The organism is Burkholderia sp. F1 (assembly GCF_050813845.1).
GTDB classification, from domain to species: Bacteria; Pseudomonadota; Gammaproteobacteria; order Burkholderiales; family Burkholderiaceae; genus Burkholderia; species Burkholderia ubonensis.
In genome coordinates, this window is the sequence record NZ_CP172422.1 from 3,218,054 (window position 1) to 3,241,659 (window position 23,606).

21 protein-coding genes are annotated in these 23,606 nt (G+C 67.4%); 8 read left to right on the forward strand and 13 right to left on the reverse strand.

What is annotated here, in order from left to right; translation table 11 throughout:
- Positions 1 to 7: 7 nt before the first annotated feature.
- Entirely contained in the window at positions 8 to 1,675 is a 1,668-nt protein-coding gene (locus ACFIMZ_RS32990; RefSeq protein WP_431823621.1) for a GMC family oxidoreductase, read from the forward strand.
- 63 nt (positions 1,676 to 1,738) lie between these two features.
- Here the strand turns inward: ACFIMZ_RS32990 and ACFIMZ_RS32995 are convergent, their stop codons facing one another.
- Together ACFIMZ_RS32995 and ACFIMZ_RS33000 are read right to left on the reverse strand one after the other, a co-directional pair.
- On the reverse strand, positions 1,739 to 3,034 hold the full coding sequence (locus ACFIMZ_RS32995) for a hypothetical protein (protein ID WP_431823622.1): 1,296 nt from the start codon (positions 3,032 to 3,034) through the stop codon (positions 1,739 to 1,741).
- A gap of 38 nt (positions 3,035 to 3,072) precedes the next feature.
- Positions 3,073 to 3,729 carry a hypothetical protein gene (locus tag ACFIMZ_RS33000; RefSeq protein ID WP_431823623.1) on the reverse strand — a complete coding sequence of 219 codons (657 nt, stop codon included), beginning with the start codon at positions 3,727 to 3,729 and terminating at the stop codon, positions 3,073 to 3,075.
- Between the two features lie 314 nt (positions 3,730 to 4,043).
- On the opposite strand from ACFIMZ_RS33000, the gene ACFIMZ_RS33005 reads away from it, so the two are divergent.
- Entirely contained in the window at positions 4,044 to 4,589 is a 546-nt protein-coding gene (locus ACFIMZ_RS33005) for a hypothetical protein (protein WP_431823624.1), read from the forward strand.
- A 425-nt stretch (positions 4,590 to 5,014) separates the two neighbouring features.
- The gene (locus tag ACFIMZ_RS33010; RefSeq protein ID WP_431823625.1) at positions 5,015 to 6,367 is read left to right on the forward strand and encodes an acetate kinase; all 1,353 of its coding nucleotides are present in this window, start codon (positions 5,015 to 5,017) and stop codon (positions 6,365 to 6,367) included.
- A 45-nt stretch (positions 6,368 to 6,412) separates the two neighbouring features.
- Here ACFIMZ_RS33010 and ACFIMZ_RS33015 read toward each other — a convergent pair whose 3' ends face one another.
- The 7 genes from ACFIMZ_RS33015 to ACFIMZ_RS33045 form a co-directional block, all read right to left on the reverse strand.
- On the reverse strand, positions 6,413 to 7,036 hold the full coding sequence (locus tag ACFIMZ_RS33015) for a hypothetical protein (RefSeq protein WP_431823626.1): 624 nt from the start codon (positions 7,034 to 7,036) through the stop codon (positions 6,413 to 6,415).
- A gap of 8 nt (positions 7,037 to 7,044) precedes the next feature.
- Positions 7,045 to 7,737 carry a C39 family peptidase gene (locus ACFIMZ_RS33020; RefSeq protein WP_431823627.1) on the reverse strand — a complete coding sequence of 231 codons (693 nt, stop codon included), beginning with the start codon at positions 7,735 to 7,737 and terminating at the stop codon, positions 7,045 to 7,047.
- A 3-nt stretch (positions 7,738 to 7,740) separates the two neighbouring features.
- The gene (locus ACFIMZ_RS33025; RefSeq protein ID WP_431823628.1) at positions 7,741 to 8,316 is read right to left on the reverse strand and encodes a hypothetical protein; all 576 of its coding nucleotides are present in this window, start codon (positions 8,314 to 8,316) and stop codon (positions 7,741 to 7,743) included.
- A 122-nt stretch (positions 8,317 to 8,438) separates the two neighbouring features.
- Positions 8,439 to 9,683, reverse strand: coding sequence for a hypothetical protein (locus ACFIMZ_RS33030; RefSeq protein ID WP_431823629.1), 1,245 nt, complete (start codon positions 9,681 to 9,683; stop codon positions 8,439 to 8,441).
- A gap of 570 nt (positions 9,684 to 10,253) precedes the next feature.
- The gene (locus tag ACFIMZ_RS33035; protein ID WP_431823630.1) at positions 10,254 to 11,075 is read right to left on the reverse strand and encodes a quaternary amine ABC transporter ATP-binding protein; all 822 of its coding nucleotides are present in this window, start codon (positions 11,073 to 11,075) and stop codon (positions 10,254 to 10,256) included.
- A gap of 14 nt (positions 11,076 to 11,089) precedes the next feature.
- On the reverse strand, positions 11,090 to 12,055 hold the full coding sequence (locus ACFIMZ_RS33040) for an ABC transporter permease (protein WP_431823631.1): 966 nt from the start codon (positions 12,053 to 12,055) through the stop codon (positions 11,090 to 11,092).
- Positions 12,056 to 12,091: 36 nt separating this feature from the next.
- Positions 12,092 to 13,129: an ABC transporter substrate-binding protein gene (locus ACFIMZ_RS33045; RefSeq protein ID WP_431823632.1), complete on the reverse strand. Its 1,038-nt coding sequence runs from the start codon at positions 13,127 to 13,129 to the stop codon at positions 12,092 to 12,094.
- A 450-nt stretch (positions 13,130 to 13,579) separates the two neighbouring features.
- On the opposite strand from ACFIMZ_RS33045, the gene ACFIMZ_RS33050 reads away from it, so the two are divergent.
- The 3 genes from ACFIMZ_RS33050 to ACFIMZ_RS33060 all read left to right on the forward strand — a co-directional run bounded on the left by ACFIMZ_RS33050 (position 13,580) and on the right by ACFIMZ_RS33060 (position 16,927).
- Complete coding sequence (locus tag ACFIMZ_RS33050) at positions 13,580 to 14,731, forward strand: porin (RefSeq protein ID WP_431823633.1); 1,152 nt, start codon at positions 13,580 to 13,582, stop codon at positions 14,729 to 14,731.
- 238 nt (positions 14,732 to 14,969) lie between these two features.
- On the forward strand, positions 14,970 to 15,782 hold the full coding sequence (blaOXA, locus tag ACFIMZ_RS33055; protein ID WP_431823634.1) for an OXA-1043 family class D beta-lactamase: 813 nt from the start codon (positions 14,970 to 14,972) through the stop codon (positions 15,780 to 15,782).
- Positions 15,779 to 16,927, forward strand: a complete 1,149-nt coding sequence (locus ACFIMZ_RS33060) for an acyltransferase family protein (RefSeq protein ID WP_431823635.1) — start codon at positions 15,779 to 15,781, stop codon at positions 16,925 to 16,927. The genes blaOXA and ACFIMZ_RS33060 overlap by 4 nt, the downstream gene beginning before the upstream one ends.
- A 67-nt stretch (positions 16,928 to 16,994) precedes the next feature.
- On the opposite strand, the gene ACFIMZ_RS33065 is transcribed toward ACFIMZ_RS33060, so the two are convergent.
- Both ACFIMZ_RS33065 and ACFIMZ_RS33070 read right to left on the reverse strand, forming a co-directional pair.
- Complete coding sequence (locus ACFIMZ_RS33065) at positions 16,995 to 17,435, reverse strand: GNAT family N-acetyltransferase (RefSeq protein WP_431823636.1); 441 nt, start codon at positions 17,433 to 17,435, stop codon at positions 16,995 to 16,997.
- A gap of 57 nt (positions 17,436 to 17,492) precedes the next feature.
- Positions 17,493 to 18,020, reverse strand: a complete 528-nt coding sequence (locus tag ACFIMZ_RS33070) for an Lrp/AsnC family transcriptional regulator (RefSeq protein WP_039322783.1) — start codon at positions 18,018 to 18,020, stop codon at positions 17,493 to 17,495.
- 151 nt (positions 18,021 to 18,171) lie between these two features.
- Here ACFIMZ_RS33070 and mdeB point away from each other — a divergent pair, with 151 nt between their 5' ends.
- Positions 18,172 to 20,898, forward strand: a complete 2,727-nt coding sequence (gene mdeB, locus ACFIMZ_RS33075; RefSeq protein ID WP_431823637.1) for an alpha-ketoglutarate dehydrogenase — start codon at positions 18,172 to 18,174, stop codon at positions 20,896 to 20,898.
- Positions 20,899 to 20,922: 24 nt separating this feature from the next.
- Here mdeB and ACFIMZ_RS33080 read toward each other — a convergent pair whose 3' ends face one another.
- Together ACFIMZ_RS33080 and ACFIMZ_RS33085 are read right to left on the reverse strand one after the other, a co-directional pair.
- Positions 20,923 to 21,630: a haloacid dehalogenase type II gene (locus ACFIMZ_RS33080; RefSeq protein ID WP_431823638.1), complete on the reverse strand. Its 708-nt coding sequence runs from the start codon at positions 21,628 to 21,630 to the stop codon at positions 20,923 to 20,925.
- Positions 21,631 to 21,815: 185 nt separating this feature from the next.
- Positions 21,816 to 22,316: an Lrp/AsnC family transcriptional regulator gene (locus tag ACFIMZ_RS33085; protein ID WP_431823639.1), complete on the reverse strand. Its 501-nt coding sequence runs from the start codon at positions 22,314 to 22,316 to the stop codon at positions 21,816 to 21,818.
- A gap of 197 nt (positions 22,317 to 22,513) precedes the next feature.
- On the opposite strand from ACFIMZ_RS33085, the gene ACFIMZ_RS33090 reads away from it, so the two are divergent.
- Positions 22,514 to 23,530: a 1-aminocyclopropane-1-carboxylate deaminase gene (locus ACFIMZ_RS33090; protein ID WP_431823640.1), complete on the forward strand. Its 1,017-nt coding sequence runs from the start codon at positions 22,514 to 22,516 to the stop codon at positions 23,528 to 23,530.
- Positions 23,531 to 23,606: the final 76 nt, after the last annotated feature.

A 23,606-nucleotide genomic window follows, 5' to 3' on the forward strand; every position in this document is an offset into this window, starting at 1 on the left:
ACACGACATGACCTACGACTACATCATCGTCGGCGCGGGCTCGGCCGGCTGCATCCTCGCGAACCGGCTGAGCGAATCGGGCCGGCACTCGGTGCTGCTGCTCGAAGCCGGCGAACGCGACGCGTCGCTCTGGTTCAAGGTGCCGGTCGGCTTCACGAAGACCTACTACAACCGCCGCTACAACTGGATGTACTACAGCGAGCCCGAAGCGCAACTCGCCGATCGCAAGCTGTACTGCCCGCGCGGCAAGGTGGTCGGCGGGTCGGGCTCGATCAACGCGATGGTCTACGTGCGCGGCCAGCGCAGCGACTACGACGACTGGGCGGCCGCCGGCAATCCGGGCTGGGGGTACGACGACGTGCTGCCCTACTTCCGGAAACTCGAAACGCATCCGGCCGGCGCCGCCGATCCGCAGCACCACGGGACGGCCGGGCCGATCCACATCACGTCGATGAAGGCCGACGTGCATCCGATCGTCCACGAATTCCTGAAGGGCTGCGACCAGCTGAAACTGCCGCGCACCGACGATTTCAACGGCGCGCAGTTCGAGGGCGCGGGCATCTACGACCTGAACACGAAGCGCGGCGAGCGCTGCTCGAGCAGCTTCGCGTACCTGCGCCCCGCGCTGAGCCGGTCGAACCTGACGCTGCGTTCGGGCGTGCTCGTGCGGCGCGTGAAGTTCGACGGCACGCGCGCGGCCGGCGTCGTCGTGGCCGGCGCAGGCGGCGACGAGACGATCGACGCCGCGCGCGAAGTGATCCTCGCGGCCGGCGCGGTCGATACGCCGAAGCTGCTGCAACTGTCCGGCGTCGGCGATCCGGCGCTGCTCGCGCGACTCGACGTGCCGCTCGTGCACGCGTCGCCGGCGGTCGGCCGCAACCTGCAGGACCACCTGTGCGTGAGCTTCTATTTCAACGCGAACCGGCCGACGCTCAACGACGAGATGGGCACCTTGTTCGGCAAGCTGAAGATCGGCCTGCGCTATCTGCTGACGAAGCGCGGCCCGCTCGCGATGAGCGTGAACCAGGCGGGCGGCTTCTTCCGGGGCGCGCGCGACGCGCACGAACCGAATCTCCAGCTCTACTTCAACCCGCTGTCGTACCGGATTCCGAAGAGCGACCGCGCGAGCATCGAGCCCGAGCCGTATTCAGGCTTCCTGATCGCGTTCAATCCGTGCCGGCCGACGAGCCGCGGCGCCATCGAGATCGCGTCGAATCGTGCGGAAGACGCCGCGAAGATCCATATCAACGCGCTGACGACGCGCAAGGATCTCGACGAGGCCGTGCAGGGCAGCAAGCTGATCCGCGCGCTGATGCGCGCCCCGGCGCTGAAAGCGATGACGATCGAGGAAATCTCGCCGGGGCCGCAGGTCGCGTCGGACGATGCGCTGCTGCAGTATTTCCGCGAGCAGTCGGGCTCGATCTATCACCTGTGCGGGTCGTGCGCGATGGGTCCGGACGCGCGCACGTCGGTGGTCGATGCATCGTTGTGCGTGCACGGGCTGCAAGGGCTGCGCGTCGTCGATGCGTCGGTGTTTCCGAACATCACGTCGGGCAACATCAACGCGCCGACGATGATGGTCGCCGAGAAAGGCGCGGACCTGATTCTGGCCGATGCGCTGCGCGAGGAGACGGCCGACGCGCGAACGGGCGAGCGCGAGACCGTCGCGCACTGACGCGGCGGCCGCGCGCGGCGAACGGATACGCGAACGGACAGAAGGCAGGGGGCGCGCAACGCGCTAGGTGCATTGCCACAGATGCGCGCTGGTGCGGCATGTTTCGCACCAGAACGTATAGTTTGCGCCGCCGCTGCCCCACAACCATTCGCCGCCATCGGCCTGCGGAAGACCGGAGTCGAGCTGCATGACGAAACGCATGCGGCAACCGCAATCCGGACATTCGGGATACCACGCGGATTGAACCCACGACGGCGCGCCGCCAACCCGGCTCAGGTTCTGGCGGTCGTTCGACGCCCCCCAGTCCTGACAGGACCAGCGCGTCGGCGCGACAAAGAGTTCCACTTCGGCATCCCTGAGCGCGGCCGCCGTGAATTCCGGCGTCACTGCGGCTTCGCATTGCTGGGACGGGTGCTGGAACGGCCTGCCTTCGTCGTCATGCCGGTAGAACAACGGGCCGCCGTCCCCCTCCCAGCCCAGACAGGACAGACAGGTGCCGAACGCAATGGGCGTCCGACACGCGATTCCCGCGGCGTTCGGCTGCTGCAGTGCCAGCAACTGGTGCAGCGGCTCGTGACACAATCCGCATCGATGAGGCAGGACGCCACCGATGCGCGCATGCAAGCGGTCGGTCCCGCCGGCTCGCCAGGTCGGATGGTTCTCGTGAATCTCCCGCTTCCACCCTGGCAACGCTTGCCGCATCGACGTGAGCAATGTCCGGCCGAAATCGATATGGAACGGCGACTCGCCGTGCAATGCACGCAATCCGCCGTTCTCGAGCGCGTAGCCGGCAGACATCAACCACTCGCGGGCCTGTACGGTCTCCTCCGGAAACAACCGTTTCCATGCATCGTGGACGGCTTCCGATCGCCGCGAATAAAGGAGTGCGATTGCCCGCTCGCGCCCCGTTCCGTCGCAGGCCGGTTCGTGTTCAAGTTGGCGTCGCCAGTCGGACACGGTCGCCGAATCGAGCGCCCGCCATGCGGCATCCCGCTGGTACAGGCGACGCCCTTGCCGGGCGTGTGCCAGATTCAGCAGTCGATCCCAGTCACCGGCGAAAATGGACGGCGACTGCAGCGCGGCGGCGTCCAGCACGTCCGCCAGCACCTCGCCCCAGCGCCCGTCACGGCTCATTCGCCACGCCTCGCATGCGACCTTGTCGAAAGACGCGTCGTCCATCAGGTCGAGCGCCGTGTGCATGAACGTCGCGGACGGCAATGCGCGATCGAGCGCGCCCATGACGAGATCCACGAGTGCGCCGGAATCCTGACGCCTCAGCTGCAAGGTCTGTTGCATCGAGTCGCTGCCGATCAAGCCGAGGCGGTCGAAGTCATCCAGGATGGTTTTTGCGGTCAGCATGCGTGCTCTGCGGTAAGCATTCGGTGGTTGGTGTACGGTCAGGCATCGGCGACCTGATTCGCCGTCAACGCCTTGCCCAGAAAATTCGCCACTCGCGTCAGCACGCTGAGCAATTCGAACGCGACCTCGGCCGTCCACGCGTCGCTGAAGTCGAAGTGCGCGGCCTCGACGTTGCGCCACCACGCGTTGGGCCCCGGCTCGTCGCGCAACACGCAAACGGCCGACACCTGGAAATATCCCGGGCCGCGTGCGGGCATCCCCGTATCGAGGACGAAGCCCAGCAGGGACGCCAGGCGAAAGCGGAAGCATTCGTCGCGCCACCGGAATCCGGCCCACTCGGCGTCGCGCGAACGGAACATGAAGAAGTGCGCATCGTCGTCGGTCGACGCGACCCATTGCCACGACGCGAATCCGTTGAATTCGGCGTCGTTCGTCATCGACGCCGGCGAGCCCATCGGCCCCGCTTCGATTTCGGTGATCAAGCCGAACACCTTCTTCAATCCCGCGAACATTTCTCCATTGAGACGTCCGCCAAAGCTCTGCCGCTCGCTGATGGTGCGAGTGTGAAGGTTCGGACTCAGCCCGATGTGCTCGAACACGGCCTGGTCGCCCAGCAACCCGGAAAGGCAGTTGTCGTCGGCGGGGTCGTCGGCGCGGCGGCCGCCGAGCGGATACGGCAGATCCTCGACCGGCATGCGCTTGTCGGTGGTCCGGGGGAGCGGTCGGCCTTGCGGCACAGTCAGGTTGGAGCTCATCTGGCGAAGTTGGTCGGCGTAGTGTCGGGATCGATGATGTGCGCATGCCGACCGAACCGGCCGTGCGACATGCACGCATGAACGCGCAAACCACCGGCGGGAAGCGGCGGTGCCGCGCGCCGACATACTGACAGAAAACCGACGCAGCGGGCGGCGACAGCGAACGCGAAACGCGCCGCCCGCCTGATCAAGGCATCGCGTCGCACGTCGGTCATAATGATCCGGATTTTTCCCCGCGATGCATTCCCGATTCGATGACCAAACGAAAAGAAGAAATCAAGCGCTGGCACGCAATCACTTTCATGTCGCTCATCATGGTGCCCTTCATGATCATGATGGCCGGCATGTGGTTCACGAAAAATTGCCATCCCGGCGACTGGCCCGGCTCCACGGCTTGTGTCGCCGTGCCTGCCATCGCCTTCGCGGTGCTGGCCGCTTATGTGTCGCCCGACATGCGCAAGGCCGGCAGCATCAAGGAGCTGCTCCTGTGCCTGTTCATGGTCGGCGGCTGGGGCATGGTGTTCGGTCTGTTCGCGCTCTCGATGCTGGTCAGGGTGACCGCGCATTCGCCCCGATCCTTCGAAGCCGGCTTCACGCCGGGAGACAGTGCAAAAGGCTGCCGATACCGCATTCAATTCGACGACACCGCGCTCGGGAAGCCGATCCTGCTCTGCAATCGCGATCTGGGTTTGCCGAACGAATACGTATCCGGGGTGATCAAGGTCAAGGAGCTGGTCGGCCCGTACGGCGTCCGGCTTGTCGACGTGTCGGTCGTCAGATCGTCCGCCACCAACGGATAACGTCTTCACGGGACTGCCCGAAGGCGTTCGGGCGAAGCACTGGTGAACGAGCGGCGTGAACACAAAAATAGCAGCGCGCGCCGCCGATCCCACAGGCGCGAAACATGCGTTCGGTTTTGACGGAAGCCCCCGCGAAAAGGGGGGGCCCGTGCCCCCCGCCGCACGCGAGCAAGGGTTTGTCTGGTTGGCTTCCGAAGCCAGCCTGCACTAGCCTCGTGAAGTCCGCCGCTGCATTGTTCGGGCGGCGGGCGTGACGTTGTGGTGACGTTGTGCACATGACAATCCTGCGTCGGCGCGCGGCCTCGCTGCCGATGTTGCATTGCGCTCGATCGCACACGCGCGTCGATGCCGCCAGGGAGCCATCCTTTGGCGTGCCGTCGATGTGCATCGGGGTGAATCTGCAAGCCTGATCATGGAGACGCACCGTGAAGCGCATGCCATTTCGCCACATTCGTGCCATCACCTATGCAAGCGTGCTGCTCTTTCAAGCCGAGGCGCAGGCGCAATCACTGGACGCCCAGTCGACTCAGGAGAACATCTCCGCGCTGCGCCAGGAAGTCGATCACCATCTGAAGGAACTGGATGCGCTCAAGCGCAAGCTGGCCGATGAAGAAGCGAATCTCTCGCGCCTGAGCCGGGCGCTCGACGCCCGCGAGCTTGCGACCAAACGCGGCGCGGGCACCGGCGACGCCGGCGCAGCAAGCACCGGCGACGCAACGGCGGCCGGCGCCCCCAGCCCTGATCCCGGCTCCGGCAACGTGCAATCGGCATCCGCCCCGGCGCCGAGCCAGCCGGTCGGCCAGGCGCCCGTGCCGGACACCGCGCCGCCGCCCGTCGCGCCGATCTTCGATCAGCCCGGCGTGCTGACGCCCAAGCACAAGTTCGTCGTCGAGCCGTCGTTCCAGTTCAGCTATTCATCGTCGAACCGCGTCGCACTCGTCGGCTACACGATCATCCCGGCGCTGCTGATCGGCCTGATCGACGTGCGCGAAGTCAAGACGACCACGCTGACGGCCGCGGTCGCGGCGCGCTACGGGATCACCAACCGGATGGAAATCGAAGTCCGCATTCCTTACGTGTACTCGACGAACGACACGGTCAGCCGCGAGATCTTTACCGGTTCCGCCCAGGACAACACGTTCAACAGCCACGGCAACGGGCTCGGCGACGTCGAGATGACGCTGCGCTACCAGTTCAACAACGGCGGACCCGACAAGGTCTATTACATCGGCTGGCTCCGCTTCAAGACCGCCACCGGCAAGAGCCCGTTCGACGTCGTCACCGACTGCGTCACGCGCTGCGTCGGCAACACCACCGGCACCGGCCTGCCGCTCGAGCAGCCGACCGGCTCCGGCTTCTACGCGATCCAGCCGGGCCTCACCTGGCTCTTTCCGTCCGATCCGGTGGTGTTCTTCGGCAACTTCAGCTACCTGCACAGCTTCGGCCGCGACAACCTGAGCCTCACGATCCTCAACGGGCAGAAGGACTTCGTCGGCAGCGTGCAGCCCGGCGACATCTGGGGCTTCAACATCGGCATGGGCCTCGCGCTGAACGAGAAGGCGTCGGTCAGCCTCGGCTACGACCAGAGCATCGTGCTGCCCACGAAGCAGAACGGCCAGACGGTGCCGGGCTCGGTGCGCGTGATCCTCGGCACGCTGCTGATCGGCTACTCGTACCGGCTGTCGCCGAAGACCACGCTGAACCTGTCGATCGGCGCGGGCCTCACGCGCGACACGCCGGACGTGGTCATGACGCTGCGCGTGCCGCTTGCGTTCTGAGGCGGCCGCGCGACGCGCGCCGGCCCCCGGCATGCGGCCGCCCGCTCATCGGCCAGGCAATGCGCCGGTCAGCGCGTTGTTGAGCGTCGACATGATGTTCAGGTTCTTGAACATCGACAGCGTGTTGACGGACGTATTGATCGTGGTCAGCGCCTGAATGTGCTGATTGCTCAACGTGTTCTGGATCACCGCGCCGGTCAGCGCCGGCAGCGCGGCCGGCTGCGCGGCGTTGCCGGAGCCGACCTGGATCAGCGCGCCCACGTTCGCGGCCGCCAGCGCCTGCGCCTGCCGCGCGGTGATCTGGCTGACGTCAGGAATGTTGAAGCTGGTCGTCGTGACCAGGTTGCCGTCCACGAACGCGACACGCGATATGCCGAACGAGACCTGCAGGCCGCCCGGCAGGTCGAAGCCGCCGCGCATTGCGTCGAGGCGCGCGTCGCTGAGCGCGACAGCGCCGCCCGCCGGCCAGTTCCGCCCGTCCTGCGCTTGACTGTCCTGCGCGTAACCGGGCGCCGCCGGCCCGGATGCCGGCCACGCCCCGTTCGCCTGCACGGCGCATTCGCCGGTCGCGGCCGGCGATCCGTCCTGCATCGCCGCCGCGCCCATCGACGCCATCCCGCCGCACGCCATCGCGGCGATGCCGGCGATCCTCCTGGTCTCGGATCTCATGACGGTCCTCAAAAGTCGCTCGGTCCGTGCTTCGGCATCACGACGTTGTACAGGCCATCGCGGTCGATGCCGGTGTAGAGCGGCGCGCTGGGCGCGACGCGCCAGTCGCTCGGGTCGTTGAACACCGCAAGTTCGGGCCTGTTGTGGATCACGAAAATCACATGGTCTTCCCACTTCCGCTCGAAACTCGCCTGCGACATCGGCCGCGTGCCGGTGGCCGGATCGCCGACGAGCACACGCCCGTTGCGCAGCCCCTTCACGACCACGAAATGGTGATAGCCGTGCTCGGTGATCAGCACGATCGCCGGCGTGTGCGTCCTGGCAAGCGTCTGCAGCGGCAGTTCGTAGCCGTCCGCGACGAAGCCGTGCGCGTCGAGAAAGCGCCGGATGTCGAGCAGCGAGAATCCCTGCCGGCGGATCTTCTCCTGATTGCCGTTCTCCCACATCTGGGCGAACGCGGTCTGCTCGGTCATCGGATAGCCGTACTGATAAGTCAGCAGCGTCGCAACGGCAGCCGACCCGCAGCTGAAGTCGAACTGCTGCTTCACGGTGCGCTTGAAACGCGCTTCCTTGAGACTCGTGACGTGCATCGCGAAGCCGGCGCCGGCCGGATCGACGACGGTCATCTCGTCCGCCTGCGCAGCCGCACCCGCCAGCGCGCACGCGAGCGCCGCCATCCACGCTGCGGCAGCCTGTCTCATTGCTCAGTTCCCGAAGCGTACGTTGAGCACCGTCGCGTTCTGAATCAGCACGTTGGCGCCGGTATTCTGGATCACCGTCGGCAGGCCGCTCGAATTGGCGAACGAGCCGTCGGCAATCGAGTTCGAGCCTGTCGACACCCGGTTCGCGACGTTGTCGGAAACCGCGCCGGTCAGGTAGTTCTGGCCGATCAGCGCATCGCCGCCCCGATGCTGGTCGAGCTGGTCGGGCGTCATCGCGACTCCGAGGCTGTCGTCGTGCACGGCCGGGGCGCCGGTCGCTGCCGGAGCGGGTGCGGTCCTGTCCGACAGTTCAACCGGTGTGGAAGGCGCGGGCGTCGACGCAGCGCTGACGGCTGCGTCCCCATTGGTTCGCGACGCGTCCGGCGCCGCCCGGGCCGACAGGCCCGCCAACAGCGCAGCGGGCAATAGCACCAGCGAAAATGCCTTGCGGATTCCCATGGCTGTCTCCTTGGGCCCTGCGCGGATTGGCTCGAACCCGACGCGCGGGGAGCGGAATCTGCGTGACCGTCGATCGACGGAAATCAGGCCGGCATGGGCCGGCGACGGCAAGGCGGCCATTCGGCCATCCCGCCGTCGCCGGCCGTCCTGTTCGTCCTGTTCGTCCGGCGAGGGCACGCACGCCGCGGGATCGCCTGCCCCCCGCGGCCATGCGTACATTTCGCCGGGGCTGACCGGCCGTTCTAACGTCCGACGGTCAGGTTCGCCTGCACGGTCACGGCCTGCTGCACCAGCGCCGCCATGCCGCTGTTCTGGTTGGCGATCATGATGCCCGCCGCGGACTGACCGACGCTCGCCATCGCGTTGGACATGTTGAACGTCCCCGCGTCGACCACGTTGGCTCCGCCTGCGCCACCCGCGCCGCCGACTGCGCCGTTACCGACGCCGCCGTTGCCGGTGCCGCCTGCGCCGCCCGCGCCGCCCATCGCGCCCACCGCGCCGCTACCGGCGGTCGCGCTGCCGTTGCTGGCCGTCGTCGACGCGCCACCGTTGGCCGCGCTGCCGCCCGTGCCCGCGCCGCCTGCCGCGCCGCTGCCCGCAACCGCCGCCGCCGCGCCGCCCGCACCGCCCGAAGACGTGCCGGTGCCGCCCGTGCCCGTGCCTGCTCCGCCCGCAGCCGTCGCCGCGCCTGACGTCCCGGCGCCGCCCGAGCCGCTGCCGCTGCCCGTGCCGGTACCCGTACCGGTGCCGGTGCCGCTGCCGGCCGATGCCGTCGCGCTTCCGCTGCCATGATTCCTGGCCCACGCGGAACCCGGATCGGCTGTGCCGGTGCCGCCGCCCCAGCCGGTGCCGCTGCCCTTGCCGGGGCCGCCAACGCCGACCGAAGCCGCGAGTGCGCCGCCACCCGTGCCTGAGCCTGAGCCGCCGCTCGCCGTGGCGTAGCCGCCTCCCCCGCCAGTAGCCCCGGATGCGCCGCCGTTTCCGCCTCCGCCACCGTTGCCGGTGCCGGCCGTCGCGCTGCCGTTGCTGGCCTTGCCCGCCGTCGCGCTGCCGTTATGCGCGCTGCCGCCGCTGCCACCGGCGCCTCCGGCGCCGCCGTTACCGCCGGTGCCGCCCTTGCCGCCGGCGCCATACCCGTTGCCGCCCTTGCCGCCGCTTCCGCCGGCCGCGCTGCCCGAGTTGGTCGCATGGTTGCCGATGCCCCAGACCTGGACGTTGCTGACGTAGCCGTCGAGCTTGCTTATCGCTACGACCTTGGTGGAATTCCAGGAATCCTGATTGACGCTCGCGCCGGGCGAGACTTCGTTCGCATTGGACCCGGTGGTCGAGGTCTGAGTCGAGCCGACCGTGTTGGTCATCGTGTTCGATCCGTCATCGGCCTTCTGGCTGCATGTCGAACTGCTATCGCTGCTGCACGGGTTGGCCATCGCGTAGCCGCTGCATCCTAAGGCGAGGACTGCAGCGGACGCCAATAAAGTTTTGCGCATGAAATCCTCCTGAAGTAACGAGGGGCGGCTTGGCCGACTGCGCCAATCCGGCCAACGTCACGCATTGGCGATGCCAATCACGCAAGCGCCTGAATGCAAAGAGAAAGTTGGATTTTTCGCGCGATTTGGCCCGATCCGCCCGAATTCGGCGTGCGATTTATGTTTCAAGTTTGAAACGCTGCGCTCGGCGCCGCTCCGGGACATCCCTGACGCACGGACGAAATCCCGTTTCCATTCAGACACATGCCTGATCTTTCCAAGGCCGGTTCGACGAACTCGAAACGTTTCAGTTATGGCACGGTCGTTTCGTGCATCCGGGTTCACCCGTATCACCGGATATTCGATCGCGATCGCAAACGCCTGTCCGGCAAGGACTTCCGGCCGGATTCATTCCCCCACGGAGGCAAAGGCCGCGCGCATGGGGCCATTCGGAAACGTATCAACTGCGATCGCGTGTTTTTTTCTTCGAATCCTGTTTGCGTCAAGCGTTGGCGGACGCACATCGGATTCATATGCAAGGAGGATGCCGGGCGGCGTGCCGTGCCGCCCTCGCGGGTTCGATCCGGCGGCTCAGTTCATGCCCGTCCGCTTCTCGACGAACCGTCGCACGTAATCGTCCGCCGGACGCGACAGGATGTCGTCGGGCGTCCCGACCTGCACGAGCGTGCCGTCGCGCAGGATCGCGATCCGATTGCCGATCCGCAGCGCCTCGTCGAGATCGTGCGTGATGAACACGATCGTCTTGTTCAGCGTCGCCTGCAGTTCGAGCAGCTGGTCCTGCATCTCCGTGCGGATCAGCGGATCGAGCGCGGAGAACGCTTCGTCCATCAGCAGCACGTCCGTATCCGCGGCCAGTGCCCGCGCGAGGCCGACCCGCTGCCGCATGCCGCCCGACAGCTCGTCCGGGTAATGATCGGCATAGCCGTCGAGCCCGACCTTCGACAGCCACGTGCGCGCGGCATCGAGCGCGTCGTGCCGCTTCTCGCCGCGCGTGCGCAGCGCATACGCGGCGTTGTCGAGCACGGTCTGGTGCGGCAGCAGCCCGAAGTTCTGGAACACCATGCTGACCTTGTAGCGGCGCAGCTCGCGCAGCCCGTGAGCGTCGAGCTTGATGACGTCGCTGCCGTCGATCACGATCTCGCCGGCCGTCGGTTCGATCAGCCGGTTGAAGTGCCGCACGAGCGTGGACTTGCCCGACCCGGACAGCCCCATGATCACGAAGATCTCGCCGGTCGCGATGCTGAGGCTCACGTCGTTGAGCCCGACGTTGCAGCCGGTTTCGGCCAGCACGTCGGCCTTGCGCCTGCCGGCGCGCAGCAGGTCGAGCACGCGCGCGTGCGTGGATTGCGGGCCGAACAGCTTGTAGACGTGCTTGACGTCGATGGTTGCCATGCCTGTCTCCGTTGCTATGCGCGGGACGACTGCGCCGGTTGATTCGAGTCGACGCCGGGCGTCGACGCCTTGCGCGGCATCCGGTACGGCACGCGCGACGCGCCCTTCTGCCGGCGCTGCCGCGCAAGCCGCCGCCGCGCGCGGCGCTCCTGGCCGAAGCCCTGGCTGATCCGGTCGATCACGATCGCGAGGATCACGATCGCGATGCCGGCCTGCGTGCCCTTGCCGACGTCCATCGTCTGGATGCCCGCGAGCACGTCCTCGCCGAGCCCGCGCGAGCCGATCATCGACGCGATCACGACCATCGACAGCGCCATCATCGTCGTCTGGTTGATGCCCGCCATGATGCTCGGCCGCGCGAGCGGCAGCTGCACGTTGACCAGCAGCTGCCAGCGCGTCGTGCCGAACGCGCGCGCGGCTTCGGTCACGTCGGGGTCGACCTGGCGGATGCCGAGGTCCGTCAGGCGGATCAACGGCGGCAGCGCGTAGATGATCGTCGCGAGAATCGCGGGCACCTTGCCGAGGCCGAACAGCATCAGCACCGGAATCAGGTACACGAAACTCGGCAGCGTCTGCATCACGTCGAGCACCGGCAGCAGCATCCGGCGCAGCCACGGGCTGCGCGATGCGAGGATGCCGGCCGGCACGCCGAGCACGACCGACAGCACCGTCGCGACCAGCATCAGCGCGAGCGTCTGCATCAGCTTGTCCCACAGGCCGAAGCAGCCGATCGCGTAGAGCAGCAGCATGAACAGCGCGCCGAGGCCGGCGCGGCGCGTCGCGTTCCATGCGATCGCGCCGACCGCGAGCAGCACGAGCCACGGCGGTGCGGCGCGCAGCGCGCCTTCGAGCGGCACGAGCAGGTAGCGCAGCAGCAGCGCGCTGAAATGGTGAAAACTGTCGCCGTACTGCGCGACGAATGTCTCGAGCGCGCTGTTGACCCAGTCGGCGATCGACAGGTGCAGGAAGAAGCCGTTCATGTCCAATCTCCATCGCGCCGCGAGGGCGCGCGAGCGTTACGCACCTTTCAGCCCGCCGGCGATCTTCTGCGCGACGTCGTTCGGCACCCACTGCTTCCACATGTCCGGATGGCTGCGCAGGAACTGCGTCGCCATCGCCGCCCCGTCGATCTTCTTCGTCGTCATGTCGAGGATCGTCTGGTTCAGGAAGTCCATCGGGAAGCGAACCTTCTCGAACATCGCGACGAGGTCCGGATTCGCGTCGGCGAACGGCTTCGACACGCCCACCGTCAGCCGCGACACCATGTACGCCGACGCGCACTGCTGCGTGCTGCTCTCGTCGCGCAGCGTCTTCCAGCAGGCTTCGTTATAGGCCGGCATCTTCAGCGCGACGAACCTGTACTTCGCCATCAGCGCGGCCGGCCCCCAGTAATAGAACACGATCGGCGCGCCGCGCTGGTACGCGGACGCGATCGCCGCGTCGAGCGCCGCGCCCGTGCCCGGGTGGAAGTTCGTATACGACTGGTCGAGCTTCAGCACGCGCAAGAGGCGCGTGTTCACGCGCTCGCAGTCCCAGCCCGTCGGGCAGTTCAGGAAGCGGCCCTTGTCGGGCTCCTCCTCGTCCGCGAACACCTGCTTGTACTTCGGCAGATCGTCGATCGACGCGAGCCCCGGCGCGACCGGCTTGAGGTTGCGGGCCGGATCGCCCTTGACCACGTATTCGGGCACGAACCAGCCCTCCTTCGTGCCGCCCGGCAGCGTGTCGCCGATCAGCCTCACCGCGCCCGACGCGACCGCCTTCGCGGTGATCTCGCTGCGGCCCGTCCACTGCTCGGCCCAGACCTGCAGGTCGTTGCGCGCGAGCGCGGTTTCGGTCGCGGCGGTGCTGCCCGGCACGACGTCCGTCTTGCAGCCGTAGCCCTTCTCCATGATCTGCCGCAGCACCTCGGTCGCGAACGACCCGCTTTCCCATGTGATGCCCGCGAAGTGGACCGTCTTGCCGTCCCCGCACGCGCCGCCGGCTGCGTGGGCCGCGGGCGCCGACAGGATCGCGGCGGCGGCGAGAAGAACGGTGTTCAGTCGTCGAATCTGCATGATGGGTCGTCTCCAATAGGGCATGTTGTTGGTGCACCGCGCAACGCGCGGCGCCGGTCAGCGGACTGCCGGCATCGAATCTCGGCGGCCGGCTACGCGTCCGCATCGGGCCACGCTGCATGTTTGGATCGCCAAATTGTTTATGGAAGCGAGTAATTCCGATCATCGCAATCGGCAATGCCAATCGATCCCCGCGATTCGCGGGGCCGCATGACGGCCCCATTGGCGATCCCGATTCCATCCATCGAAATTACTCGCTTTTGGTTCCGCATCCGGTTCGCAAGAATGCGCGTGTCATCGGAGGAGACACGACCGGACGCCGCCCGTCAGGTCGCGCGCGGCGCAACCCGCGGCGCGCCGGCGGCTTCGCATCGCTCCGGATGACGGGGGCGCGCCCCGCGGGATGCGCTCACGACAATCGACACAAGCTGGATACCCGGAGATCTTTCAATGAAAACGAAACTGACGGCGCTCGCCGTGACGGCCGCCTTCGCGTCGCCCGTCTTCGCCCAAAGCAGCGTCACGCTCTACGGCGTGATCGACGAGGGCCTCAACTACACGAACAACGTCGGCGCCGGCCACGTCTACGAGATGGCCAGCGGCTATGCGCAGGGCAGCCGCTGGGGCCTGAAAGGGAACGAGGATCTCGGCGGCGGCCTGAAGGCGCTGTTCCAGCTCGAGAACGGCTTCGACGTGAACAGCGGCCGCCTGAACCAGGGCGGCCGGATGTTCGGCCGCCAGGCCTACGTCGGCCTCAGCCACGCGCAGTACGGCACGCTGACGCTCGGCCGGCAATACGACTCCGTCGTCGACTATCTCGCGCCGACGACGGCGAACGGCAACTGGGGGGGCTACCTGCTCGCGCATCCGTTCGACAACGACAACACCGACAATTCGTTCCGGCTCGACAACACGGTGAAGTACGCGAGCCCGAACTTCAACGGCTTCCAGTTCGGCGGCGCATACAGCTTCAGCAACAGCACGAACTTCGCGGACAACCGCGCGTACAGCTTCGGCGCGCAATACCAGAACGGCGGCCTGCTCGTCGGCGCGGCCTACCTGCAGGCGAACAATCCGGGCAACGGCTCGGCCGGCGCGATCACCGCGAACGACGCGAGCTACATCGCGGCGCGGATGCGCGTGTTCGGCGCGGGCGTCAACTACACGTTCGGGCCCGCGACCGTCGGCTTCGCATACACGAATTCGAACTACAAGAACCCGACCGGCAACGGCTATCTCGGCACGCCGGGCGCAATCATCGCGCCGGGTGCGACGGTCAGCGCGATCAAGTACCAGAACTTCGAGGTGAACGGCGCGTACCAGATCACGCCGGCGTTCATGGTCGGCGCGCAGTACGTGCTGTCGCTCGAGAAGTACGACTCGTCGGCCGGCAGCGCGAAACCGAAGATCCATTCGGTCGGGCTGATGGCCGACTACAACCTGTCGAAGCGCACCGACGTCTACCTGCAGGCCGCGTATCAGCACATTGCCGGCGACAAGACGAACTCGATCCTCGACCAGGCGTTCATCCCGGGCACCGACGCGCCGTCGTCGACCGCGAACCAGGTCGCCGTGCGCCTCGCGCTTCGCCACAAGTTCTGACGGCGCTCCGAGTTCCACGCGGCCCCCGCGTCGCGTTTGCGTGCAGGGGGTTTTTGCCCGCCCGCGTGCGAAAGCACGCCGGCGGGCTTTTTCGTTGATCGCGCCGCGCCGACGTGCTTGCTCGATGCACACGGCACGCGCGACGGCCTCTACAATGTCGCGGGCGGCAACGAAGCGCTGGCCGCCGCCATGAGACTGATCCAAAAACGAAGAACGACATCCCCTTTCCGAGGACCTCATGCTGAAACCGCTGCAACGCACGCTGTTCGCACTCGCGGCCGGCGCACTCGCCGCCGCCGTCGCCCAGGCAAAACCCCTCTGCACCCTCGTCGCCGACGCCGCGACCGGCCACGTGCTCGTCCAGCAAGGCGAGTGCGCGACCCGCGTGACGTCCGCGTCGACGTTCAAGGTCGCGATCAGCCTGATGGGCTACGATGCGGGCGTCCTGAAGGACGAACACACGCCGACGCTCCCCTATCGCGACGGCTATCCCGACTGGGGCGGCGCCGCGTGGCGCGAGCCGACCGACCCGGCCCGCTGGATGCGGATCTCGATCTTCTGGTACTCGCAGCAGGTCGCGCAGGCGCTCGGCCAGGCGCGCTTCCAGCAGTACACGACCGCATTCGGCTACGGCAACGCCGACGTGACCAGCAAAGCGAGCGAACTGAACGGCGTGATGGGCGCGTGGGCCAACGGGTCACTGCAGATCTCGCCGCTCGAACAGATCGACTTCATGCGCAAGATCGTCAACCGGACGCTGCCGGTCAGCGCGCATGCGTACGACATGACCGCGCGCCTCACGCAGCTCGATGTGCAGCCGGGCGGCTGGACGGTGCACGGCAAGACCGGCACCGGCTCGCCCGGCGCGCAATACGACGCGGCGCACGCGTATGGCTGGTTCGTCGGCTGGGCGACGAAGGGGCCGCGCACGCTGGTGTTCGCGAACCTGATCCAGGACGAGAAGCCGCAGCGCCCGAACGCCGGCATGCGCTCGCGCGACGCGTTCCTCGACGCGCTGCCTTCGCTCGCCGATTCCGCGCAGCCGCTATGAGCGCCGGCCCGCGCAATGCGCGGATCGACCTGCTGCGCGGCGTGTCGATCCTGCTCGTCATGCTGCATCACTTCAACATCGCGTATTCGCTGCGCGACACGGCCGTCTCCCGCGCCTTCGGCTGGGACGCCGTGCACGCGGTGGTCCGGAACGGCAACTACGGCGTGACGATGTTCTTCGTGATCTCCGGCTACCTGATCACGTCGAACGCGCGGCGCAGATGGGGCAGCCTCGCCGCGATCAACGCGCGCGCATTCTACGTGTCGCGCGTCGCACGCATCGTGCCGTGCCTGCTCCTGCTGCTCGCGCTCGTCAACGGACTCGCGGCGGCGGGCGTGCCGATCTTCGCGAATCACGCGCCGCAAGGCGTGACGGTATCGCTCTGGCTTGTCAATCTCGCGTCGCTGACGTTCTGGATGAACGTGCTGATCGGCGCGTACGGATGGGTCAATTACGCACTCGGCGTGCTGTGGTCGCTGTCGGTCGAAGAGGTGTTCTACCTGTCGTTTCCGCTGCTGTGCATCGCGTTGCGGCGCGACGCGCGGCTGCTGGCGTTCTGGGCACTCGTCATCCTGATCGGCCCTGTGTACCGCCTCACGCATTCCGGCGACGAAGGCGGCTTCCTCTATGCGTACCTCGCGTGCTTCGACGGCATCGCGATCGGCTGCTGCACGGCGGTGCTGGCCGACCGGCCGCGCTGGCGAGCGTTCGCGCAGCCCGCCGTGCAGTGGCTCGCTGCCGCCGCGATGACCGTGCTCTATTTCGCGTGGCCGATCGCGCAGAGCCACGTCGCGGGCGTGACCGCGATGGCGCTCGGCACGGCCGTGCTGCTGGTCGGCGCGCACGCGCGGGCCGCCGGCGGCGACGCGCGCGACAGCCGCTTGCTGGCGCCGCTGCGCTGGAGCGGCAGGCTCAGCTACGAGCTCTACCTGTTCCATCTGGTCGTGCTCGGCGGAATGCGGACGCTGTTTCCGCCGCGCGCGACATTGGGCGACGACAGGCTGCTGCTGCTCGCGGCCTATCTCCTGCTGTCGGCCGGCGTGAGCGCGGCGATCGCGCGCGGCTACGCGACGCCGCTCGATCGCTTCATCAAGCGGCGATGGGCGAACCCGTCGGCGCGCATGCCGGACGGCGTCCGCCCGTGATGGAGCAGCCGGCGGAACCGCGACACGGATTCCGCCGGCCGCTCGCCGTCCTGCGCGTTTCGTGCGTTCAGGATGTCGAGCGCATCCGGATGTTCGCGAACGGCAAGCCGTCGTCGTCTTCGTCGCGCCGCGACACTTCGTCGAAACCAAGCCGTTCATAGAATGCGCGGGCGCCAGGGTTGTCCGCATACACCTCCAGATCGAGCGTGCCCTTGAGCTTCAGCGCATGCGCGACCAGCGCTCGGCCGATGCCGCGGCCGTGCATCGCGGGGGCCACGAACAGGCCGCCGATCGACGTGTCGAGCAAGCCGATGAAGCCGGCCGGCGCGCCTTCGCACCATGCGACCCAGGTTTCCGCGCCGGGCAGATAGACGTTCTCGATGAGCGCCTGCTGCTCCCGCAGGCGCGCCTCTCCGAGGAACGGATGAGCCTGCATCGATGCGTCGAACCAGATCGCCGACAGTCGGTGCAGGTCGGATGGCGTGTAGGCGCGAATCAGAGTTTCCATGTTTTCGTGATGTTTGACCGGTGTCGAACCAGTGAGACGGACGATGCGCCGCCGCGCTCAGCTCCAGTCCGACGCCGCCTCGTCCGGATCGACGAGCGTCAGCCCCGCCGCCGGCAGCGGCAGCGCGGTCTTGTAGCGCACCTGCTTGAGCGCGAAGCTGGAGCGGATGTTCGACACGCCCGGAATCGTCGTCAGCCGCTCGATGATGAAGCGCTCGAGCGTGCGCATGTCGGGCATCACGACACGCAGCAGATAGTCGGCGTCGCCCGACATCAGGTAGCACTCCATCACCTCGGGCCGCTGCGAGATCGCCTCCTCGAAGCGTTGCAGCGCGTCCTCGACCTGCTTCTCGAGGCTCACCTGGATGAACACGTTGATCCGCAGGCCGAGCGGCTCGGGGTCGAGCAGCGTCACCTGCTGCCTGAACAGGCCGAGCTTCTCGAGCGCGCGCACGCGGTTGAAGCACGGCGTCGCGGACAGGTTGACGGCGCGGGCCAGCTCCGCGTTCGTGATCCGCGCGTTCTGCTGGAGCTGGTTCAGGATGCCGATGTCGATGCGGTCGAGCCGCCGGGGATTCGAGCTCATGGTGGAAATATTCCGGAATCGTGGTTGCACACGGAATATTTACACTATCCGGCGGCGGATGCCCAATGAAATCAGACGCATATTCTGTGGACCGGCGGGTAGCATGATCCCATTGATGCGCGCCCCGGAACCGGCGCGCGGGAGACCTGCGATGACGGATTTATCGAGCGGTATCGAGCAGACGAAATGCGCCGGCGGCATGCCCGCCCCCGTCGACCACGACCCCGAGGAAACCGCCGAGTGGCTCGATGCGCTCGACGCGGTTGTCTTCCACGTCGGCAAGGACCGCGCGCAGTTCCTGCTCGACCGGCTCGCCGGACACGCGCGGGAGCGCGGGCTCGCGTCGGTGCGCACGCCCGTCACGCGTTACCTGAACACGATTCCGGCGCACGAAGAGCCGCGCTATCCGGGCGACCTCGAACTCGAGGAACGGCTGTCCGCCGCGCTGCGCTGGAACGCGCTCGCGATGGTCGTGCGCGCGAACCGCGCGTACGGCGAGCTCGGCGGCCACATCGCGAGCTATGCGTCGGCGTCCGACCTGTTCGAGGTCGGCTTCAACCATTTCTTCCGCGCGGCCGAGCCGGACGGCGGCGCGGGCGCGGGCGGCGACCTGGTCTACTTCCAGCCGCATTCGTCGCCGGGCGTCTATGCGCGCGCGTATCTCGAAGGGTTTCTCGCCGAGGATCACCTGAAGCACTACCGCCGCGAGATCGCCGGGCCGGGCCTGTGCTCGTATCCGCACCCGTGGCTGATGCCGGACTTCTGGCAGTTCCCGACCGGCTCGATGGGCATCGGCCCGATCAACGCGATCTACCAGGCGCGCTTCATGCGCTACCTGCAGCACCGCGGCCTGGCGAGCACCGACGGCCGCACGGTCTGGGGCTTCTTTGGCGACGGCGAGATGGACGAGCCCGAATCGCTCGGCGCGCTGTCGCTCGCCGCGCGCGAAGGGCTCGACAACCTGGTGTTCGTGATCAACTGCAACCTGCAGCGGCTCGACGGCCCGGTGCGCGGCAACGGCCGCGTGATCGACGATCTCGAAGCGCTGTTCGCGGGCGCGGGCTGGAACGTGATCAAGGTGCTGTGGGGTTCCGACTGGGATCCGCTGTTCGCGCGCGATCACGCGGGCGCGCTCGCCCGCGCGTTCGCGGAAACGGTCGACGGCCAGTTCCAGACCTTCTCCGCGAACGACGGCGCGTACAACCGCGCGCGCTTCTTCAGCCGGAACCCGGCGCTCGCCGCGCTGGCCGAGCGGCTCACCGACGCGGAGATCGACCGCCTGCGCCGCGGCGGCCACGACGCACGCAAGCTGCACGCCGCGTACGCGCGCGCGCTCGCGCATCGCGGCCAGCCGACCGTGATCCTCGCGAAGACGATGAAGGGTTTCGGGATGGGCGCGGCCGGCCAGGGGCGGATGACGACCCATCAGCAGAAAAAGCTCGACGTCGACGACCTGAAGGCGTTCCGCGACCGTTTCCGGCTGCCGCTGTCGGACGACGACGTCGAGCAGCTCAGCTTCTACAAGCCTGAGGAAGACAGCCCGGAGATGCGCTACCTGCATGCACGCCGGGCTGCCCTGGGAGGCTATCTGCCCAGAAGGCGGAGAGCGGCATCGGCGGGGCTGACCGTCCCGCCGATGCCGGCCTGGGGAGCATTCGCGCTGGATGCGGGCGGCCGCGAGATGTCGACGACGATGGCGCTCGTGCGCATCCTCGCCGCGCTGCTGAAGGATCGCGACATCGGTTCGCGCGTCGTGCCGATCGTCGCCGACGAGGCGCGCACGTTCGGCATGGCCAACCTGTTCCGGCAGGTCGGCATCTACTCGCCGCTCGGGCAGCGCTACGAGCCGGAGGATCTCGGCTCGATGCTCTACTACCGCGAGGACACGCGCGGGCAAATTCTCGAGGAAGGCATTTCGGAAGCCGGCGCGATCTCGTCGTGGATCGCCGCGGCGACGGCGTACAGCGTGCACGACCTGCCGATGCTGCCGTTCTACATCTACTACTCGATGTTCGGTTTCCAGCGGATCGGCGACCTGATCTGGGCTGCCGCCGACCAGCGCGCGCGCGGCTTCCTCGTCGGCGCGACATCGGGGCGCACGACGCTCGGCGGCGAAGGGCTGCAGCACCAGGACGGCAGCAGCCATCTCGCGGCGTCGGCGATTCCGAACTGCCGCGCGTACGATCCGGCGTTCGCGTACGAAGTCGCGGCGATCGTCGACGCGGGCATGCGCGAGATGGTCGAACGGCAGCGCGACGTGTTCTATTACGTGACGGTGACCAACGAGAACTACGCGCAGCCGTCCGCGCCCGACGGCGATCCGGATGCGCTGCGCGAAGGGATTCTGAAGGGGATCCATCCGCTGTCGCCGGCGTCGCGGGACACCGCGCGCGTGCAGCTGCTCGGCGCGGGCGCGATTCTCGGCGAGGCGCTCGCCGCGCAGCGGATGCTGAAGGAAGACTGGGGCATCGACGCGGCCGTGTGGAGCGTGACGAGCTTCACCGAATTGCAGCGCGACGGGATGGAGGCCGAACGGCTGTCGCGCCTCGGCGACGCCGACGTGATTCCGTATGTCGCGCAAGCGCTTGGCGCGTCGCGCGGGCCCGTCATTGCGGCAACCGATTACGTGCGCGCGGTGCCCGAACTGATCCGCGCGTACGTGCCGCGCCGTTACGTGACGCTCGGCACGGACGGCTTCGGGCGCAGCGACACGCGGCAGGCGTTGCGGTCGTTCTTCGAAGTCGATCGCGGGAGCATCGTGATTGCCGCGCTGAAGGCGCTGGCGGATGAACGCGAAATCGGCGCCGACGTGGTGCGCGCCGCGCGCGAGCGGTATCGGAAAACGGCGGGATCCGGCGACGCGCCGTGGCAGCGCTAGCGCCGCTCGCGCGCCCCGCGCGGCTCAACAGCCGAGCTGCGCGGCGAGATCGATGAAGTCGTGCGCGTTGATGTCGAAGCGGTCGTCGAACGCCGCATCGACGTCGCCGCCCGGACCGAATTCGAGCGGCCGCGCGACGAACGCCGTCTTCATGCCGAGCGCGGCGGCGGCGACCAGGTCGTACTTGTGGCACGCCACCATCATCGCGTCGCCCGCCGCCACGCCGAGATAGCGCAATGCCATCCGGTAGGTGCGCGGATCGGGCTTGAACGTCCCCGCCATTTCCGCCGCGAAGATCGCATCCCACGGCAGCGCGCCGCGTTTCGAGATGTTGACGACGGCGCTCACGTCGGCATTCGACAGCGTCGCCAGCTTGAACTTGCGCTTGAGCCGCTGCAAGCCTTCGACCGTATCCGGCCACGGCTCGATCGTCTGCCACGCGAAATTGAGCGTCTCGCGCTCGTCATCGGTGAAGAACGCCAGGCCCCACGCGTCGATCACTTCGTCGAGCGCGCGCCGGTAGATGCGGTCGACCGGCGACCACGGCCGTTCGCCCGCGAGGATCGCGTCGAGCGCGGGCCGGTACTTGCGCCGCCAGTCGTCGACGAAGCGCCCCCAGTCGATGTCGGGCGCACGCGCGCCGGCGATCTCGCGAGCGGCCGCGCCGACCGTCGTGCGGAAATCCGTGGCCGTGCCTTGAACGTCGAAGATCAGTGCTTGAATGGTCTGCATTGCGGTCTGCATCGGGGGCTCCGTATGGATGCGGCCGCGCGGCGGCCCCGCGCGCGCTGCACTGCAACGAACGTCGAGCATAGCGCGCCGCCCGGGACGCGTCACGCCACGCGCGTAGTGCGACCGTTCGGTACGGGTGCGTTCGAGCATCGCGCCAAACGCGCAAACACCCGGCGATCGACGCGCTACACGGGCAACGCGTGCGTCGACAGGATCTCCTTCAGCACCATGAAGCTGCGCACCTGCCGCACGCCCGGCAGATACAGCAACTGCTCCGCATGCAGCCGGTTGAAGCTTTCGCTGTCGCGCGTGCGCACCAGCATGAAGTAGTCGAATTCGCCGGTCACGACGTGGCATTCGACGCACCCCGACACCTTCTGCGCGGCCTTCTCGAACGCGGCGAACGCTTCCGGCGTCGAGCGGTCGAGCACGAAGCCGATCACGACCAGCATCCCCGCGCCCAGCGCCTTGGGCTCCAGCAGCGCGACGATCCCGCGGATCAGCCCCATATCCTTCAGCCGTTCGACGCGCCGCAGGCACGCCGGCGCGCTCAGCTTGACCTTCGCGGCGAGCGCGACGTTCGAGATCGACGCGTCCTGCTGAAGCTGCCGGAGGATCGCGCGATCGATGCGATCGAGTGCCGGCGCGGCATCCGGCGCCGCCGCTGATCGCCTGCCTAATTTCATTGCGTCTTCCTCCATTTTCACGAACTCGAATTGCCGATATGGCGATGAATTCATCATCAACTTAGGCCGACGTTATTTATTTCGCAAGCTCATTTCCTGCGCGGATGCCTATCATTTTTGCATCGGGACACGGCCTGCCACCGACCGGTCCCGAGCAAACCGATTCCCGCATCCGAACCGACTTCCCGGAGAATTCGATGAACCTGCAACGCTTCCCCCGTTACCCGCTGACCTTCGGCCCGACGCCGATCCAGCCGCTCGAGCGCCTGAGCGCGCACCTCGGCGGCAAGGTCGAGCTGTACGCGAAGCGCGAGGACTGCAACAGCGGCCTCGCGTTCGGCGGCAACAAGACCCGCAAGCTCGAATATCTGATTCCCGACGCGCTCGCGCAGGGCTGCGACACGCTCGTGTCGATCGGCGGCATCCAGTCGAACCAGACGCGCCAGGTCGCGGCCGTCGCCGCGCATCTCGGGATGAAGTGCGTGCTCGTGCAGGAGAACTGGGTCAACTATTACGACGCCGTCTACGACCGCGTCGGCAACATCCAGATGTCGCGAATAATGGGCGCCGACGTTCGGCTCGTGCCGGACGGCTTCGACATCGGCATCCGCCCGAGCTGGGAAGACGCGCTGGAGAGCGTGCGGCGCGCGGGCGGCAAGCCCTACCCGATTCCGGCCGGCTGCTCGGAGCATCCGCTCGGCGGCCTCGGCTTCGTCGGCTTCGCGGAGGAAGTACGCGCGCAGGAAGCACAGCTCGGCTTCAAGTTCGACTACATCGTCGTGTGTTCGGTGACGGGCAGCACGCAGGCCGGGATGGTCGTCGGCTTCGCGGCCGACGGACGCGCGGATCGGGTGATCGGAATCGATGCGTCCGCGACGCCGGAAAAGACGCATGCGCAGATCACGCGGATCGCGCGTCATACCGCCGAGCTGGTGGATCTCGGGCGCGCCATCACCGAACAGGACGTGATCCTCGATACGCGCTACGGCGGCCCCGAGTACGGCTTGCCGAGCGAAGGCACGCTCGAGGCGATCCGGCTGTGCGCGCGGCTAGAAGGCGTGCTGACCGACCCCGTCTACGAAGGCAAGTCGATGCACGGGATGATCGACAAGGTGCGGCTCGGGGAGTTCGAGCCGGGGTCGAAGGTGTTGTATGCGCATCTGGGCGGGGTGCCGGCGTTGAGCGCGTATAGCTTCATCTTCCGGGATGGTTGACGCGAATTCGGGCGGCTGCGAGCGCGACGCGCGTTCGCGGCGGAGGTGTCCGGAATTTCGTGTGTGAGGCGGGTTA